Source organism: Lentzea guizhouensis, from assembly GCF_001701025.1.
Classification (GTDB): Bacteria; Actinomycetota; Actinomycetes; order Mycobacteriales; family Pseudonocardiaceae; genus Lentzea; species Lentzea guizhouensis.
The window spans coordinates 7672534-7688919 of sequence record NZ_CP016793.1; the positions used below are offsets into that span (position 1 = coordinate 7672534).

The following is a 16386-nucleotide window of genomic DNA, read 5'->3' on the forward strand; positions in this document are numbered from 1 at the left end:
TATGGGCGCCGCGGCTCAGGTCCCGCCGGTCACCCGCAGAATCGCCCCGGTGGTGTAGGACGCCTCCGCCGACAGCAGCCACGCGATGGCGTTCGCGATCTCCTCCGCCTCCCCCGCCCGTCCCAGCGGCACCCGCCCGGCGACGCGGTCGGGGCGGTCGGGCATGTTCGACAACCGGTGGATCTCGGTGCGGATCGTCCCGGGCTGCACGCAGTTCACCCGGATCCCGCGTGGCGCCAGCTCCTTGGCCAGCCCGATGGTCATCGCGTCCACGGCGGCCTTCGTGGCGGCGTAGTGCACGTACTCCCCGGGACTGCCCAGCGTCGCCGCACCGGAGGAGACGTTCACGATCGACCCCGACGACATCCGCCTGGCCGCCTCCCGGGCCACGAAGAACGCGCCGACGACGTTGACGTCCACCACCCGGCGCAGGTCCTCGGTGCGCAGCTCGGCCAGCGGCCCGGCCGGTGAGGTGATGCCCGCGTTGTTCACCACCCCGGTGATGTCGTCGCCGCCCGCGTCGAACAGCCGCGCCACGTCGTCCTCGTCCGCGGTGTCCGCCTGGACCGCGAGGACACCGAGCTCCCGTTCGAGCGCGCGGGCCTCGTCGGCCGCCTGGCGGTAGCTGATCACGACCCGGTGCCCGTCGCGCACGAGCCTGCGCGCGGTCGCGGCACCGATACCCCGGCTTCCCCCGGTGATCACCGTTGTCATACCGGCCACCCTAACCCGTATACTCGGCGCCGGATATACGGGAGCGGATATGACGTTCAAGCGGACCAACCCCCTCGCGCTGGCGCTGCTCGCACTGCTGGCGGAGCGGCCGATGCACCCCTATGAGATGGCGCAGACCATGAGGGAGCGCCACCAGGAGGAGGTCATCAAGCTCAACTACGGCTCGCTCTACACCGTCGTCGACACGCTGCACCGCCACGGGCTGATCACCGTGACCGGCACGCAGAAGGACGGCAACCGCCCCGAGCGCACGATCTACGCCATCACCGACGCCGGCACCGCCGAGCTGCACGACTGGCTGCGCACGCTGATCGCCGAGCCCGCCAAGGAGTACCCGCGGTTCGAGGCCGGCATCTCCCTGGTCGGCCTGCTGCCACCGGACGAGGCACTCGCCGCCGTGGAGCACCGCGAGGCGCGCCTCGCCGAGGCCGGTGCCTCGCTCGAGCGGCTGGTCGAGGACCTGCGGCGGGCCGGGTTGCCGAAGCTCGCCTGGATCGAGCTCGACTACCGGCTCACCCTGCTGCGCACCGAACGGTCGTGGCTCACCGGGTTCGCCGGCGCCATCCGCGACCGCGGCGTCGACGGGTACGAGATGTGGGAGGACAAGCACCGATGAGACTGCTGTTCGAGGTCTCCGGCGTGGTGCACGCGCCGCTGGAGACGGTCAAGGACGCGCTGTTCCGCGACGCCGGCGAGTCCGGCGGCCACCGGCTGGTCGACCGCGAGCAGGGCGTGATCGCCTATTGGGGTGACTGGTGGTACCGCGGCGAGGACACCGTCACCGCCCATCCGCAAGGGACGCTGCTGCGCCACCGCGTCTACAACATCGCCAGGCAGGGCAACTGGGCGCCGTACCTGGCGAACAAGATGTTCATCGGCTACCGCGCCCGGCTGGAGGCGTCGCTGCGGGACCGGATCGCGCAGCTCGAGACCCAGCTCTGAGCCGAACCGACTCGGAGCCGACTCGGGAGCTGGGTCAGAGCTGACCGAAGCGGGTCACGGCGACGAAGGCGGCCAGCGCGGCGAGCACCACGTTGACCGGGATGGTCGCGGTCTCGTGCCGGCGGCCGTGCACGTAGGCGGCACCGATCTGCAGCACCGCGAGCCCCGCCGCGGCCACCGGGGTCAGGACGGGTGCGATGCCGGTGAGCCACGGCAGCACCAAGCCCAGCGCGCCGAGCACCTCCGCGGCGCCGATGGCCTTGATCTGGTTCGGCGCGAAGTCGCCCGCCCAGGCCATGCGGGGTTCGGCGAGCAGCTGCTCCCGCGACTTCGCGAGCTTCGTGATGCCCGCCATCAGGTACACCGCCGCCAGCACACCCGACACGATCCACAGCACGAGGTCCACGCCGCACAACCTAGTGGAGTGGTGTGTTCAACCGGTCGGGTGGTGGGTACCCGCCCACGATGAAGGTAAGGGTGTCCTTAGCCATCACCCGATCGGCCGTATAGAGTGCGCAGATGAGGTGCTCGATACTCGCCGACCTCGCGGGCGAGCCGCTGGCCGGCACGGCCGCGACCGCCACCGCGTGGCTGTGCCTGGAACAGCCGGGGCCGTGGGGCCGCGACGCGTTGCTGGAAAGCCACCTCGACCGTGCGCTGGGCGTGGAGCTGCAACGCCGCGCCGACGGCACAGGTGTGCGCATCCTGCTGATCCGCCGGCCCGGCCGCCACGCCGACACCCGTGTGCCCGCGCGCCGCCGCGTCTACCTCGCCGCCACCACACCCGGTGCCTCGTGGCTGGAGCGGGCCGACATCGCCGCGCCCGAGGAGCTGCTGGAGCTGGACTTCGCCGCGTTGGGCGCCGGGCACTCCACCGCGTTCGGCACGCCCGTGGACGACCCGTTGTTGTTGGTGTGCACGAACAGCAAACGCGACGTGTGCTGCGCCCTGTACGGCCGGCCGATCGCCACGGCGCTGAACCTGTGGGAGTGCACCCACACCGGGGGTCACCGCTTCGCCCCCACCGGTGTGCTGCTGCCGACCGGCCACCTCTACGGGCGGCTGGACCACGACCTGGCCGAACGCGTCGCCACCAAGGGCATCACCGCCGACCGCTGCCGCGGCCGGTCCTGCTTCACCCCGCGCGGCCAGGTCGCCGAGGTCGCCGTGCGCGAGCAGCTGGGCGAGACCGGTGACGTGCTCGACGTGGTCGCCGAAAGCGACAGTTCCGCCACCGTCCGCCACGCCGATGGCCGAGAATGGCGGGTGAGCCTGACGCAGCGACCGGTGCCGCAGCGCCCGTCGAGCTGCGGCAGGTCACCCGACTTCGCGACCGCCCTGGTCGCGACCGCCATCGACGAACTGGTGAGTGCGTGCCCAGGCTGATCCACCTCAACGGCCCCACCGGCGTGGGCAAGTCCACCCTCGCCGCCCGCTACGCCGCCGACCACCCGCTCACCCTCAACCTCGACGCCGACCAGGTCGTGCGCCTGGTCGGCGGCTGGCGCGACAACTTCTTCGCCACCGTCGACCTGGTCCGCCCGCTCGCGATCACCATGGCCGCGCACCACCTGCGCACCGGCCACGACGTCGTGATGCCGCAGCTGATCGCCGACCGCGGGCAGCGCGAGGTGTTCGCCGACGCGGTGACCGCCGCCGGGGCGCGGTACGTGGAGGTCGTGCTGCTCGCGCCCCGTACCACGGCGATCGCGCGGTTCGAGCAGCGCGACGAACCCATCGACGCGGTGGTGACCGCGCTGGGCGGGCAGGCGTTGATCCACCAGGTGTTTGACGACCTGCAGCGCTACCTCACGCCGGGCACGACGGTGATCCAGACCGGGGAGCACGACGTCGAGCAGACCTACACGACGCTGCTCGCGGCCCTGAACGACTAGCCTCGCGCCTCCCGCCGCGCCGCACCGGGTGCGGTCAGCGTGATTGCGCGTCCCGGTGTCCCGGCGTGGGGGTGGCCGGGTCGGGCACCGTTGCCGAGAACACCCCGATGCCCAGCGCGTACGGGTCGTCCAGCCCCACGGTCTGCAGCGTGTCCAGCGGCAGCGCCAGCAGCGAGATCGCCACGCCCAGGAAGTACGCGTCGAGCAGGCCCGTGTCGCGCACCGTCGAGGGCAGGCCCGCCGCCTGCTGCAGTGCGGCGGCGGCCTCCGCGTTCGCCAGCACCATGCCGGACAGGGCCGCACGGACGCCGGGACGGCGGACCGCTTCCAGGTACAGCTCGACCATGGCGAGCATCTGGGTCGGGTCGTCGGCCACCGCGCGGCGCAGCAGGGCCGGGTAGAGCTCGGCGACGTCGGCCGGGCTGACGTCGGTCGGGGTCGTCTCACGCAGGCGGTCGACCGCGGCGCGGTGCAGGGCCGTCATCCGGGCGGCGGAGGCTTCGAGGATCGCCTCGCGGGTCGGGAAGTAGTTCTTGGTGGTGCCGATGGGGACGCCGGCCTCGCGGTCGATCGCGCGGTGGGTCAGGCCCCGGCCGCCCTCCACCGCGAGGATCTGGATCGCGGTGTCGCACAGGAGATCACGACGGCTCACGCACCGAGGGTACTTGATCACCGGTCTCCTGCTGCGTTCGGGCGAACGCGCTGGTTCCCGCAGTCGCGGTGACCAGGCCGCCTTCCACGACCAGGAACAGGCCGCACACGCAGCGGAGGTAGGCGACGGGACCGTGGCAGGACACCGCGCGGGTGCACGGCCAGTGGCAGGCGGGGCAGGTGGCGATCATGCCCACCAGCGTGCTGTCATGGTCTAGTGCATTTCAACCCTTACGGCGGGGCGGCGGCCGAGCTCGCCGCGGCCCTGGTCAACGCCGACCCGGCCGCAGACCTGTTCGACGTGCTGAAAGCGGCGGACTACAAGCCGCTGGGCTCGCTCGACGCCCGCCAGGAACGTGACGTACGAGACTGGGTCGAGAGGCTGCGGCAGGTCTTCCGCGACCCCACCGTGGACCTGCTCAACGAGCTGCTCGCGCAGTCGTCGACCACGCACTACATCTCCACCCACGACGGCCGCGCACCGCACCTGCACTACGCGCGCGAGGACGCCCCGACCGACGTGCGGCTCAAGGCGTACACGGCGGCGGGGATGGCGGCGTTGTTCTGCGAGGACGCCGGGCGCATCGGCTGGTGCGACCGCGACGGCTGCGACACCGTCTACGTCGACACCAGCCGCAACGGCCGCCGCCGGTTCTGCTCCACCAAGTGCGCGAACCGGGTCAACGTCGCCAACCACCGCACGCGCCGCTCGGCGTGAGGGGCAGCTCCAGGCCCGCGACGTCGATCAGGCCGAGCCACTCGTTCTTGCTCGCCCACCACAGCGAGCTCATGGCGTGGGCGTCCTGGTGCACGCCGAAGATGCGGGCGGCGACGCGGTGGTCGAAGGCGAAGGCGTTCAAGGCGAACCGCCCGCCCGGTCGCAGCGCTGCGGCGACCCGGTCGAACGTGCGGCGCCGGTCGGCCCAGGTGGTCAGGTGCAGCAGCGAGCGGAACGGGCAGTGAACCAGCGCAGCCGGTTCGTCGAGGCTCAGCTCGCGCATGTCGCCCTCACGCAGGTCGAGCTCCACCCCCGTGCCGGCGGGTGAGCATCGCCGACGAGGAGTCGATGCCGATCACCGGCCGCCCGGTGGCACGGGCCACCGGGATCGCGACCCGGCCGGTGCCCACGGCCAGTTCGACCACCGGGCCGTCGGCCTGCCGCGCGAGGTCGGCGTAGAAGGCGATGTCGGCGGTCATGTGCGCCGTCCACCGCTCGTAGCCGTCGGCGAACGCCTCGTCCCAGCCCATGTGCGCAGGCTGGCACGTCACCAGGCGCGACGGCGAGCCATTTGCGGTCAGTCGGCGTGGATGCGGTGCCCGAAGCGGGTGTTCTCGAACGACGACTCGCCGCCGAACGCGGCGTCCACGAAGTCCTCCCGGCCCCGGAACCACGCCCCGGCGAACGACGCCGCCCCGGCGAACCAGGCACGCCGGAACACCGCGCGCCCACCGAACCGCACCCCGGCGCTGTCCAGGTCGGAGCCGAACCGCGCGCAGGTGAAGTCGGCACGGCCGGAGAACCGGGCCCCGCGCAGCGCCACCGGGCCGGCGACGTGGACGTGGGAGAACTCGCCGTTGCCGCACACCGCGGTGCCGCGCAGGCTCAGGCCGCGGGCGAACACCGACTGCGTGAACACCGCGTGCCGGCCGAAGCAGGCGTCGTCGGCGGACACCTGGCCCAGGAACGTCGTCCGGTCGAACCGGGTCTCGCCCAGCAGCCGGGTGCCGTCCAGGCGGACGTCGCGGACGCGGCACTGCGACAGGTCGAAGTCGACGAGCGTGGTGTGCCGCAGGTCGAGGTCGCTGCCCAGCCAGAACCCGGGGCCGGGCCGCAGGTGGGCGGTGACCGTGGCCTGCAGGACCATCCGCCACCGCTGGTCGGTCTCGGTGCCCGGCCACGGCAGTTCGCGCAGCGCCTCGCACAGCACGTCCAGCGCCGGCTGCCGGTGCGCCACCGATCGCGTGCCGTGCTCGGCCCAGTCCCGCAGCGCGCCGAGCCGGACGCCGGCGTCGGTGGCCAGCAGCCGTTCGCGGATGTCCTCCAGCGGTGCTCTGCGCGTCGGGAGGACCTCGGCGTCGTGGCGCGACGACAGTCGCCGCCCGCCCCATGCCACCGCCGCCACGGCCAGAACACCCGAAGTCGCTGAGACCCAGCGTGAGAGAGAGGACATGGCTCGATGATGTGACCGGGGTGATTGCATAGGACAGTGGTGGAGTTCAACGCACGGTGCAACGCGGTGCCCACCCGTGACGACACCGGGTGGGCACCGCCGCGTGTGTCAGCCGATGACGTTGTTGAGCTTGCGCGGGACGTAGCCGTCGCCGGGCGTCAGGCCGTACTTGAGCACGCGGTGGCTGGTGCCGTAGGTGTTGCGCTGCTCGTAGGCCCAGTAGGCGGTCTTGTAGGGGTCGGCCCACTTGTCGAAGATGACGACGTGGCGGGTGGTGCGGGTGCCGACCGGGTCGACGACGATGTCGCCCCACCGCAGGTCGTTCATCGAGTTGAGCTTGGTCGAGAAGTAGTCGTGCAGCTCGACGGTGCGTTCGCCGGGTGCGCCGATCCTCGCGGCCATCGACACGTAGCCGGAGCAGTCCTGCCGGTACTTCTCGGTGCCCCAGAACAGTTCCTGGCTGTAGGGGACGGGGCCGCCGTTGTTCGCCGTCAGCCATGTCTTCGCGCGGGCGATCAGGTCCTGGCGGGAGATCTGCACCGCCTGCGCCGGCAGTGCCGAGACCAGGGTCGTGCTCACCGCGACGAGGACTGCCGCGGCCATCGCGAGGACTCTCATGCTGGTTACTCCTGTTCGGTGGATCACGTTAATGTCGGGCCATGACGGAGCTGGTGTTCGCCGGTGTCGCCGCGCAGGCGCGGGCGATCAGGTCGGGTGAGGTGACCTCGCGGGAGCTGGTCGAGCGGTACCTGCGGCGCATCGAGCGGATCGACCCGCGGCTGGGCGCCTTCCGGCTGGTGTTCGCCGAGCAGGCACTCGCGCAGGCCGACGCCGCGGACGCCGCTGATGGCGATCTGCCGTTGCGCGGGGTGCCGATCGCGGTCAAGGAGGACATCGCGATCGCCGGGCTGCCCACGACGAAGGGCACGAACGCCGCCCGCACCCCGCAGCCGGCCGACTCCGCGGTCGTGACACGGCTGCGTGCCGCGGGTGCGGTGGTCATCGGCCGGACCCGCATGCCGGAGCTGGGTCTGTGGCCCCACACCGAGAGCGGCTGGGCGGGTGCGACGCGCAACCCGTGGTCGCTCACGCACTCCCCGGCGGGTCCAGCGGCGGTTCGGCCGCGCGGTCGCGGCGGGGCTCGCGGCGGCGATCGGCACGGACGGCGCCGGGTCGATCCGCATCCCCGGCGGTCACGGGCCTGTTCGGGCTCAAGCCCCAGCGCGGCCGCATCTCCCTGGCACCCGAACCCCAGGTGTGGGGCGGGCTGGTCGTGGCGGGGCCGATCACCCGCACGGTGCTGGACTGGGCGTTGCTCGCCGACCAGCTGCACGGCGCCGAACCCGGTGACGCGCACGTCGCCCACCCGCCGCGCACCACGTTCGTGCAGGCCGCCACGACCGATCCCGGCCGGCTGCGGATCGGGGTGTCGCTGCGGCCGTGGGGCCCGGGGATCCCGATCGCCGACGAGGTCCGCGACGCCGTGCAGGACACCGCGGTGCTGCTGACCGACCTCGGTCACGACGTCGTGCGGCTCGACCCGCCGATGCGCGACGTCTCCGCGTCCGCCCAGTTCGCCGTGCGCTACCTGCACAACGCGCACCTGGCGCGGCAGGACATGGAGTTCCCGCACCTGCTGGAGCCCCGCACGCGCGCGGCCGCCGATCTCGGCCGGCGCCTGCCGCGTTCCCTGACGCGGTGGGCGCGCAAGGACGACGCCCGGCTCACCGCGTACGCGAACCGCGTCTTCGGCCAGGTCGACGTGCTGCTGACCCCGGCGCTGACCCGCCCGCCGATCCGCGTCGGCGAGTGGGACGGCACCAACGTCGTGGCGGCGCTGCTGGCGGCCGCGCGGTACACGACGTTCCTGCCGTTGTGGAACATCGTCGGCAACCCGGCCGCGTCCGTGCCCGCCGGCCGCACCTCCACCGGTCTGCCGCTCGCGGTCCAGCTCGTCGGCCGCCAGCACGACGAGTCCACGCTGCTGTCGGTGTCCGCCCAGCTGGAGCGAGCCCGGCCGTGGGCGGACCGGATCCCCACCGGCCTCGATCATGCGAACTAGGATAGTACGAACACGGACTATCCGAAGAAGGAATGGTCAGAGTCCGCGCTTGGACAACTCGTCGAGCAGCTGCCGGTCCGCCACGTGCCGCGACTTGATGTGCTCCAGGTAGTCGGCGAACGCGTCAGGCTGCAGACCGCGTAGTTGTTCCAGCCACTCCACGACCAGCTCCTGCTCGGCCACACCCCTGCGCGCCAGCTCCACCTCGACGATGCGCCGGTACACCTCGATCGCCAACCGGCCGCCGTCGCGCACGAGGTGGTCCACGAGCTCGGCACGCAACGGCGGCCACTCGTCGGTGTGCACCACCAGCGCGCGGGCCTTGAGGTACAGGTCGAGGTTGGGCCGCGTCAGGAACGCCTCCCGGCACACCGCGACCGCCCGGTGCGGCGCTCCCCTGCGCAGGTGCTCCTCCACGGCGAGGTCGATCAGCCGCAACGCCGCCCCCCGCCCACCGGTCGCCCGCAACCCCCGGTCGATCCACTCCAGCGCCTCGTCAGCGCGCCCCGCATCCCGCAACACCGTCGCGACCTGCAGGTAGTGCCACCCCGACGACAGGTCCTTGGTCAGCACGAGCAACTGCAGGTCCACGTCCTCGGTGTACTCGGCCAGCTCCTCCATCACCCGCAACAACGCCCACCGCGCCCGGTCGTACCGCCCGGTCTCCCCGAACCCGATCACCGGCAGCGGCTCGAACAACGACACGGCCCGCTCGCGGTAGTGCGCGAGCCCGTCGTCGTCGAGCGCACGGGCGTAGAGGGCGAGACTGACCTCAGGCGCGTCGGGGTGGTGCAGCTGCAGGTCGAGCAACCAGTCGGCGAGCCGGACCGGGTCCGGCGTCGTGGCGGCGCAGGCGCGGGCGTGGGTGTCGAGCACGCGGTGGGTGAGCTCGGCCAGCTCCACCCGGTGCCTCCCGGTGGCGGCGACGCCGTCGGCCAGCTGGGTGACGATGCCCTCGATCAACGCGACCAGCTCCGGGCCGGGGTCGGTGACCAGCAGCGCCTGCAGCTCGACCGAGACCGAGGTCAGGGCCTGCCAGCGCCGCGGCCAGTCGTCCTGGGTGGTGCTCTCGCTGTCGGCCTCGGCGAGTGCGGAAGCCACGGCGGCGGGCAGCGAGGTCATCACAACATCAAACACGGGTCACTCTGTCGAGTGCTACCGATGTCGCCCTAACGGAACCCTGCTGTTCACCGCGTGTGCCGGGAAGGGCACGCGGGGTCCCCGCGTGTCGGTGGAGGTGGGGTCACGGCAGGCTGACGGTGCCGTTCGGGTCGACCCACCAGACTTCGATGTGGGCGGCTGTGAGCGAGTCCGCGACTTCGGTGTGGAGGTTGCGGTAGCGGGGGAAGTCCGGCAGGGCGATGACGGTGCGCCAGGAGGGCTGCCTGTTCCGCATGCGCATGGCCGCGAAGGCGGCGTGGGCGAACCAGTGGCCGGCCTGGGTGCTGGGGGAGGTCGGCTTGGTCTCACCGGCGCGGGACGGGTCGGCGTACGTGCGGCTCGGGAAGCCTTTGACCTCGATGCCGGCCGTGATGCCTCCGCGTTCGGCGACGACGTCGACACCGCGTTCCTTCGTCGCGGTGTCGGCCACCGAGCGGATCTTCCACCCGGCCGCTGTCAACGCGGTCACCACCGCTGCCTGGACGTTGGCCTCGGTATGCCATTCCTCCTCCGCCCGGACAGCCCCGGCCCGAACAGCCCCGGCCCGAACAGCCGATGGCTCGTCGCGCGCCGGGGCCGTCACAGGTCCGGCCGCGGTCCCCATGGCGGCGTCGCGGGAGGTGACGTCCCCGCGCAGGTCGAACCCGAGGGCTTTGAGGTGGCGGCGCGCGGCGTGCGAGATGAACTCCGATCGCGGCACACCGAGTGCGGCCTCGAACGCTTGCTTCACCGGGAACCAGGTGCCGTCGACGAGGACGGCGTGCTCCCGGACCGGTTCGGGTTCGACGCCGGACAGGCGGGCTTCCACCTGTGCACGGGACAACTCGTAGTGGCGTCCGTTGAGGATGAATCGGACCTGGTGCACGGGCGCAACCTACGACACCGCCCGGCACCGTGTCAGTCGAGCGCGGACGGGTTCGTCAGAGGGCGGCGAGCTTGCGGGTCAGCACCGCCCGCTCGCGTTCGTTGCCGCACAACCGGACCGCCTCCTGCAACGCGCTGCGGGCCTCCTCCACCCGCCCCAACCGCCGCAGCAACTCCCCCCGCACCCCCGGCAGCTGGTGCGAGTGAGCGAACGCATCGGTCCCGGCCAGCTCCTCGACGATCGGCAACGCCGCCTCCGGCCCTCGCGCCATCGACACCGCCACCGCCCGGTTCAGGTCCACGACCGGCGACGGCGCGAGCCGGCCCAGAGCCTCGTACAGCAGCACGATCCGGTTCCAGTCCGTCTCCTGCACCGACGGCGCCAGCGCGTGGCACTCGGCGATCGCCGCCTGCAGCCCGTAGTACCCGTAGCCGCGGCCGGCGTCGGTGGCCTTCGCGAGAGCCGCGCGACCGCGGGCGATGGCGGAGCGGTCCCAGCGGCGGCGGTCCTGGTCTTCCAGCAGCACTGTTTCGCCGTCGGGGCCGCGGCGGGCCGGGAAGCGGGCGGCGGTGAGCTCCAGCAGGGCGAGCAGGCTGTGGGCTTCGGGTTCGGCGGGCATCAGGCGGGACAGGATGCGGGCCAGGCGCTGGGCTTCGCCGGCGAGGTCCAGGCGCATGACCTCGTCGCCGGAGCTGGCCGAGGAGCCCTCGGTGAAGATCAGGTAGATGACGCTGAGGACCTGGGCGAGGCGTCGGGGGCGTTCCTCGGCCGGGGGGACCTCGAAGGGGACGTTCGCGGCGCCGAGGGTTTTCTTCGCGCGGGTGATGCGGGCCTGCACGGTGGCGGTGGGGACCAGGAAGGCGCGGGCGATCTCGTCGCTGGTCAGGCCGCCGATGACGCGCAGGGTCATGGCGACGGCGGCTTCGCGGGACAGGACCGGGTGGCAGGAGGTGAAGACCAGGGCGAGGGTGTCGTCGTCGATCTGGTCGGGGTCCCACAGCACGTCGTCGGGTGCGGGGGCGGGGTCGGTGGCGCCGGTGAGGGCGCCGCCCTCGCTGAGGTGGTGGGCGAGAGCGGCGTACTTCTCGTCGCGGGTGCTGCGGCGGCGGAACGTGTCGATCGCGCGGCGCCTTCCCACCGTGAGCAGCCAGCCGGCCGGGTTGTTCGGCACGCCCTCGCGCGGCCAGGTCACCAGCGCCTCGGCCAGTGCCTCCTGAGCGAGGTCCTCGGCCAGGGCGAAGTCGCCGGTGTAGCGGGTGAGCGCACCGATGATCCTCGCGGAGTCGATGCGCCACACCGCCGCCACTGCCTTGCGTCCCGTGGGGTCGCTCATGGTGCCCAAGGTAGAGCAGGCCCAGCCGGCCAGGGCCGGCCGGTCAGAGCTGGCCGGTGGACTCGCGCCAGGCCCGTTCCTTCTTGATCCACTCGTTGTCCTGCGGGAACTCGTGGATCTCGGGCACGCGCCGGATCTCGGTCTTGAACCCGGCGGCGGTCATCGGGGTGCGCTTGGCCCACTCGACGGCCTCCTCGATGGAGTCGACCCTGATCAGGTAGAAGCCGTTGAACAGCTCCTTGGTCTCGCCGTAGGGGCCGTCGGTGACGACCGGCGGTTCGCTGGAGAAGTCGACGACGACGCCTTCCTCGGCGGGCGCGAGGCCTTCGGCGGCGATCAGCACGCCGGCGTCGATGAGCTCCTGGTTGAAGCGGCCGACGGTCTCCAGCATCTGGTCGAAGTCGATCTCGCCCAGGTTGTTCCACGCCTCGTCGGACTCGACGCGCCAGATGAGCATGAACTTCATGATGATCTCCCCAGGGGGCTCGGTGGGTCCGTTGTGGACCCTTTCACGCCAAGGTCGAACGGGCGGTCCGTTCGATCGACACGTGACCCGGAATTTTCTGGGATTTCTTGTTCCCGCAGGTCACAACGACGGCGCGGCCCGCCCCTTCGCAACGGAAGGGCGGGCCGCGCCGGGTGGAGCGTCAGGCCTGCTCGTCGGGCTGGTGCAGGGAGCGGGCTGCTCGTTCTCCAGCACGGCCTCGCGGGCGGGCGACGGCTTCGGCGACCTTCGGGTCCGGCGCGGTGTCGAACCAGTCGGCGACCGCGGGGTCGTCCACTTCCGGCTTCGGGCGCTCGCCGGTGTCGGCGGGCGGCTCGTAGCGGAACACGCCGTCCTCACCGGGCGCGCCGAGCATGCGGGCGAAGCCCTCGAGGGCCTTGCCGTAGTCGGACGGGATCATCCAGACCTTGTTCGCGTCGCCCTGCGCCATCTGCGGCAACGTCTGCAGGTACTGGTAGGCCAGCACCTCCGGGGTGGGGCGGCCGTCCTTGATGGCGGCGAAGACCTTCTCGATCGCCTTGGCCTGGCCCTGCGCCTGCAGGTAGCGGGCGGCGCGTTCACCCTGCGCGCGCAGGATCGCGGACTGCCGCTCGGCCTCGGCGGTGAGGATCGCGGCCTGCTTGGCGCCCTCGGCGGCGAGGATCTGCGACTGCTTCTGGCCCTCCGCGGTCTTGATCGACGACTCGCGCTGGCCCTCGGCGTTGAGGATCATGGCGCGCTTCTCGCGGTCGGCGCGCATCTGCTTCTCCATCGAGTCCTGGATGGAGGGCGGCGGGTCGATCGACTTGAGCTCCACGCGGGCCACGCGCAGGCCCCAGCGGCCGGTGGCCTCGTCGAGCACGCCGCGCAGCTGGCCGTTGATGTGGTCGCGGGAGGTCAGCGTCTCCTCCAGGCTCATGCCGCCGACGAGGTTGCGCAGCGTGGTGATGGTGAGCTGCTCGACGCCGACGATGTAGTTGGAGATCTCGTAGACGGCGCTGCGCGGTTCGGTGACCTGGAAGTACACGACCGTGTCGATCGAGACCGTCAGGTTGTCCTGGGTGATCACCGGCTGCGGCGGGAACGACACGACCTGCTCGCGCAGGTCGATGCGGGCCCGCACCTTGTCGATGAACGGCACGATGATGTTCAGACCGGGCGCGGCGGTGTTGCGGTAGCGGCCCAGGCGTTCGATGACTGCGGCCTGCGCCTGCGGGATGACCAGCACCGACTTCACGGCGATGATCAGCACGAACAGGGCGATGACGGCCGCGACCACGCCGGTGATCGGGTCCAACTCGGTTCACATCCTTCTGGGGCGCGGCCTGCCGCGCGCGATCGGCCCGCAGTGGTCACACTGCGGCGATCACCACGGCCGTCGCTCCCGAGATCTCGACAACGGTGACGGCGTCGCCTGCCGCGATCACGGACCCGTCGAGGGTGCGCGCGCTCCAGGTGTCGCCGCCGATCTTGACCTGCCCGCCGTGTTCGTCCACTTCGGACACTGCGACGGCCCTGCTGCCCAGCAGCGCCTCGTGGTGCATCTTCACGCTGGACCCCAGCTGCAGCCGCTTCTTGAGCAGCGGCCGGGCGCCCACGATCAGACCGACCGAGGTCGCGGCGAACACGAGGACGCTCACCAGGTCACCTGCCCCCAGCGCGGTCACCCCCGCCGCGGCCAGCGCGGCGGCGCCGAGCATGACCAGCACGAAGTCACCGGAGAGAACCTCGGCGATGACGAGGAGTATCCCGACGATCAGCCAGATCAGCGCGGCCATGCGCCCATACATACACCAACGGGGCGCCCGACCGGCCGAACTTCACCGTGCTGCGCCCCCGACCGTGACAAAACCGATCACCCGGCGGTGTCGAAACCACGCCGGTGCGCTCGTACAGGAGGTGACGCCGGTTCTCGCTGGACACGAAGAGGTGCACCTGATGCGTTCGATCTCCGCCACGATGTTCACCACCCTCGACGGTGTGGTGCAGGGCCTGGGCCGGCCCGACGAGGACACCCGCGGCGGTTTCGCCCACGGCGGCTGGGGCGCCGGCTACGACGACGAGGTGCTGGCCGCCGAGATGGGCAAGGGCATGGCCGGCACCGGCGCCGTGCTGTTCGGGCGGCGGACCTGGCAGGACTTCCACGGCGCGTGGGCGTCGGCGACGGACGGCAACCCGTTCACCGCGCACCTCAACGCCGCACGCAAGTACGTGGTGTCCCGGACCCTGGCCGACGCGCAGGGGTGGGCGAACTCGGTGCTGCTGCGCACGGTCGACGAGGTGGCCGCCCTGGACGAGGACCTGGCGGTGATCGGCAGCGCGGCGCTGGTGCGGGCCCTGCACACCGCGGGCCTGGTCGACCACTACTCGCTGGTCGTGCACCCGGTGACGCTGGGCAGCGGCACGCGGTTGTTCGAGGGACCGGCGCCGCTGACCCGGTTCGAGCTCACCGGCAGCGTCACCACGTCGAAGGGCGTGATCGTCGCCCACTGCTCGCGGATCACTGCCGGGGGACGGTGACGAAGTCGATGAGCCGTTCGACGGCGCCGAGCAGGTCGGACTCGATGTCGCGGTAGCTGCCGACCGCGCCGAGCACGCGCTGCCAGCCCTCCCAGGTCTCGCCCCAGCCGAGCTGGGCGCAGACGCCTTCCTTCCACGGGATGTGCCTCGGCACCACCGGCCAGGCCCTGATCTTCACGGCGGCGGGTTTGACGGCCTGCCAGATGTCGACGTAGGGGTGGCCGGTGACGAGGACGTTGTCGTCGCGGACCTGCTCGACGGTGCGCTGTTCCTTGGAGCCGGCGACGAGGTGGTCGACGAGCACCCCGAGGCGGCGGTGGGGTGCGGTGCCGAACTCGGCGATGCGCGCGGGCAGGTCGTCGACGCCGTCGAGGGGTTCCACGACGATGCCCTCCACCCGCAGGTCGTGGCCCCAGACGCGTTCGACGAGCTCGGCGTCGTGCTTGCCCTCGACCCAGATGCGGCTGGCCTTGGCGGTCTGCGCGCGCAGCCCCTCGACCCGGACGCTGCCGGAGGCGCTGACGCGGGGTTTCTGCGGCTGGGGCGCGGGTTTGACCAGGGTGACGGGTTGTCCGTCGACGAGGAACCCGGCGGGGGTGAGCGGGAAGAGCCGGTGGCGGCCGTGGCGGTCCTCCAGCACGACGTTGCCGTGTTCGAACTTCACGACGGCGCCGCAGAAACCGCTGGCGGGGTCCTCGACGACGAGGCCGGGTTCGGCCGCGACCTCGGGGACCTTCTTGCGCTTCGGGGTGGACAGGACGTCGCGGCCGTAGTCGTGGGAACGCACGCCCGAACACTAGCTGTAGAACGGTTTGAAGGCGGCGAGCCACTCGTGGACGCGGTCGAGGTCGACATCGGCGCCGTGCAGGTCGTAGCCGCCGTGCACGAAGTCCAGCCAGTCCACCGCCGGGTCGCCGACGCACGCGCGCGGGTCGATGGCCACCGGTCCGCGGGCGCTTTGCAGGACGTTGCCGGGGTGCATGTCGCCGTGCAGCAGCACGGTGGGGGTGTTGTCGTCGGCGAGTTTGCGGGCTTTGGCGTGTTCGGTGGCGTAGTAGGTGCCGGTGCGGCCGGTGAGCACGGTCTCGAACAGGAAGTCGACGCGGGCGCGCAGCGGCGGAAAACCCTTCAGATCGGCTCGGTGCAGTGCGGGCACGACACGCGCGGGGTCGGTGGCCGGGGTGCCGGGGTGCAGGAGCTCGAGCAGCAGGGCGCCGCGGGCGAGGTCGGTGTCGAGCAGGTCGACCGCGGCCGGGATGTCCGCCCACGCGGTGAGGGCCTTGGCCTCGTGGGCGGCGACGTCGTGGTCGGGGGTCAGCTTGAGCACCGCGGTGGTGCAGCGCACGGCGACGCCGGTGCCGCCGGGCACGGCCTCGACGACGGTGAGGCCCCAGCGGGCGGTGAGGGTGGCGACCAGGTCGGGCAGGGCGTCGATCCAGGCGGTGACGGGCTCGCCGAAACGTCGGACCAGGCGGGCTCTGGCGGGATCGTCGATCACCCGCTCCAGACTAGCGACTCGGGTGGCGGGCGCGGCCCGATTCGCCCCGGAGGCCGCATTCACCCCGGT

The 16386-nt window shown here is 71.9% G+C and carries 21 protein-coding genes and 2 pseudogenes; 7 read left to right on the top strand and 16 right to left on the bottom strand.

The window, feature by feature from the left end:
* Positions 1 to 15: 15 nt before the first annotated feature.
* Positions 16 to 714, bottom strand: a complete 699-nt coding sequence (locus BBK82_RS36845) for an SDR family NAD(P)-dependent oxidoreductase (RefSeq protein WP_065919077.1) — start codon at positions 712 to 714, stop codon at positions 16 to 18.
* 49 nt (positions 715 to 763) lie between these two features.
* Here BBK82_RS36845 and BBK82_RS36850 point away from each other — a divergent pair, with 49 nt between their 5' ends.
* Both BBK82_RS36850 and BBK82_RS36855 read left to right on the top strand, forming a co-directional pair.
* Positions 764 to 1351: a PadR family transcriptional regulator gene (locus BBK82_RS36850; protein ID WP_065919078.1), complete on the top strand. Its 588-nt coding sequence runs from the start codon at positions 764 to 766 to the stop codon at positions 1349 to 1351.
* Complete coding sequence (locus tag BBK82_RS36855; RefSeq protein ID WP_083268400.1) at positions 1348 to 1677, top strand: hypothetical protein; 330 nt, start codon at positions 1348 to 1350, stop codon at positions 1675 to 1677. The genes BBK82_RS36850 and BBK82_RS36855 overlap by 4 nt, the downstream gene beginning before the upstream one ends.
* Positions 1678 to 1711: 34 nt before the next feature.
* Here the strand turns inward: BBK82_RS36855 and BBK82_RS36860 are convergent, their stop codons facing one another.
* The gene (locus tag BBK82_RS36860) at positions 1712 to 2083 is read right to left on the bottom strand and encodes a DoxX family protein (protein ID WP_065919079.1); all 372 of its coding nucleotides are present in this window, start codon (positions 2081 to 2083) and stop codon (positions 1712 to 1714) included.
* Positions 2084 to 2196: 113 nt separating this feature from the next.
* Here BBK82_RS36860 and BBK82_RS36865 point away from each other — a divergent pair, with 113 nt between their 5' ends.
* Positions 2197 to 3063: a sucrase ferredoxin gene (locus tag BBK82_RS36865; RefSeq protein WP_065919080.1), complete on the top strand. Its 867-nt coding sequence runs from the start codon at positions 2197 to 2199 to the stop codon at positions 3061 to 3063.
* The gene (locus BBK82_RS36870; protein ID WP_065919081.1) at positions 3051 to 3572 is read left to right on the top strand and encodes an AAA family ATPase; all 522 of its coding nucleotides are present in this window, start codon (positions 3051 to 3053) and stop codon (positions 3570 to 3572) included. Before BBK82_RS36865 ends, BBK82_RS36870 begins: the two co-directional genes overlap by 13 nt.
* A 34-nt stretch (positions 3573 to 3606) precedes the next feature.
* On the opposite strand, the gene BBK82_RS36875 is transcribed toward BBK82_RS36870, so the two are convergent.
* Positions 3607 to 4224, bottom strand: coding sequence for a TetR/AcrR family transcriptional regulator (locus BBK82_RS36875; protein ID WP_237047766.1), 618 nt, complete (start codon positions 4222 to 4224; stop codon positions 3607 to 3609).
* Positions 4211 to 4414 (bottom strand): hypothetical protein, encoded by a 204-nt coding sequence (locus tag BBK82_RS36880; RefSeq protein WP_154697723.1) that lies wholly within the window; start codon positions 4412 to 4414, stop codon positions 4211 to 4213. Before BBK82_RS36880 ends, BBK82_RS36875 begins: the two co-directional genes overlap by 14 nt.
* Positions 4415 to 4440: 26 nt before the next feature.
* On the opposite strand from BBK82_RS36880, the gene BBK82_RS36885 reads away from it, so the two are divergent.
* Positions 4441 to 4941: a CGNR zinc finger domain-containing protein gene (locus tag BBK82_RS36885; RefSeq protein WP_065919083.1), complete on the top strand. Its 501-nt coding sequence runs from the start codon at positions 4441 to 4443 to the stop codon at positions 4939 to 4941.
* Here the strand turns inward: BBK82_RS36885 and BBK82_RS36890 are convergent.
* The 4 genes from BBK82_RS36890 to BBK82_RS36905 form a co-directional block, all read right to left on the bottom strand.
* Positions 4904 to 5251 (bottom strand): class I SAM-dependent methyltransferase, encoded by a 348-nt coding sequence (locus BBK82_RS36890; protein ID WP_065919084.1) that lies wholly within the window; start codon positions 5249 to 5251, stop codon positions 4904 to 4906. The two genes, BBK82_RS36885 and BBK82_RS36890, sit on opposite strands and share 38 nt — an antisense overlap.
* Positions 5232 to 5471: a class I SAM-dependent methyltransferase gene (locus BBK82_RS53195; protein WP_065919085.1), complete on the bottom strand. Its 240-nt coding sequence runs from the start codon at positions 5469 to 5471 to the stop codon at positions 5232 to 5234. Before BBK82_RS53195 ends, BBK82_RS36890 begins: the two co-directional genes overlap by 20 nt.
* A gap of 47 nt (positions 5472 to 5518) precedes the next feature.
* Complete coding sequence (locus tag BBK82_RS36900) at positions 5519 to 6394, bottom strand: pentapeptide repeat-containing protein (protein WP_154697724.1); 876 nt, start codon at positions 6392 to 6394, stop codon at positions 5519 to 5521.
* 108 nt (positions 6395 to 6502) lie between these two features.
* Positions 6503 to 7012, bottom strand: a complete 510-nt coding sequence (locus tag BBK82_RS36905) for a C40 family peptidase (protein ID WP_154697725.1) — start codon at positions 7010 to 7012, stop codon at positions 6503 to 6505.
* Positions 7013 to 7053: 41 nt separating this feature from the next.
* Here BBK82_RS36905 and BBK82_RS36910 point away from each other — a divergent pair.
* Positions 7054 to 8456: pseudogene (locus tag BBK82_RS36910) on the top strand (amidase family protein).
* A gap of 36 nt (positions 8457 to 8492) precedes the next feature.
* Here the strand turns inward: BBK82_RS36910 and BBK82_RS36915 are convergent.
* The 6 genes and pseudogenes from BBK82_RS36915 to BBK82_RS36940 form a co-directional block, all read right to left on the bottom strand.
* Entirely contained in the window at positions 8493 to 9578 is a 1086-nt protein-coding gene (locus tag BBK82_RS36915; protein ID WP_065919088.1) for a hypothetical protein, read from the bottom strand.
* A 121-nt stretch (positions 9579 to 9699) separates the two neighbouring features.
* Positions 9700 to 10482, bottom strand: coding sequence for a hypothetical protein (locus tag BBK82_RS36920; RefSeq protein WP_065919089.1), 783 nt, complete (start codon positions 10480 to 10482; stop codon positions 9700 to 9702).
* A 55-nt stretch (positions 10483 to 10537) separates the two neighbouring features.
* The gene (locus BBK82_RS36925) at positions 10538 to 11815 is read right to left on the bottom strand and encodes an RNA polymerase sigma factor (RefSeq protein WP_065919090.1); all 1278 of its coding nucleotides are present in this window, start codon (positions 11813 to 11815) and stop codon (positions 10538 to 10540) included.
* A gap of 43 nt (positions 11816 to 11858) precedes the next feature.
* Positions 11859 to 12281 (bottom strand): YciI family protein, encoded by a 423-nt coding sequence (locus tag BBK82_RS36930; protein WP_065919091.1) that lies wholly within the window; start codon positions 12279 to 12281, stop codon positions 11859 to 11861.
* Positions 12282 to 12401: 120 nt separating this feature from the next.
* Positions 12402 to 13587 (bottom strand): annotated as a pseudogene (locus BBK82_RS36935) (SPFH domain-containing protein).
* A 64-nt stretch (positions 13588 to 13651) separates the two neighbouring features.
* Complete coding sequence (locus tag BBK82_RS36940; RefSeq protein WP_065919092.1) at positions 13652 to 14077, bottom strand: NfeD family protein; 426 nt, start codon at positions 14075 to 14077, stop codon at positions 13652 to 13654.
* A gap of 160 nt (positions 14078 to 14237) precedes the next feature.
* Here BBK82_RS36940 and BBK82_RS36945 point away from each other — a divergent pair, with 160 nt between their 5' ends.
* The gene (locus tag BBK82_RS36945; RefSeq protein ID WP_065921652.1) at positions 14238 to 14819 is read left to right on the top strand and encodes a dihydrofolate reductase family protein; all 582 of its coding nucleotides are present in this window, start codon (positions 14238 to 14240) and stop codon (positions 14817 to 14819) included.
* Here the strand turns inward: BBK82_RS36945 and BBK82_RS36950 are convergent.
* A complete protein-coding gene (locus BBK82_RS36950) occupies positions 14800 to 15606 on the bottom strand; it encodes a DUF3097 domain-containing protein (protein ID WP_065919093.1) in 807 nt (268 codons plus the stop codon). The two genes, BBK82_RS36945 and BBK82_RS36950, sit on opposite strands and share 20 nt — an antisense overlap.
* A 9-nt stretch (positions 15607 to 15615) precedes the next feature.
* Complete coding sequence (locus BBK82_RS36955; RefSeq protein WP_065919094.1) at positions 15616 to 16317, bottom strand: aminoglycoside phosphotransferase family protein; 702 nt, start codon at positions 16315 to 16317, stop codon at positions 15616 to 15618.
* Positions 16318 to 16386: the final 69 nt, after the last annotated feature.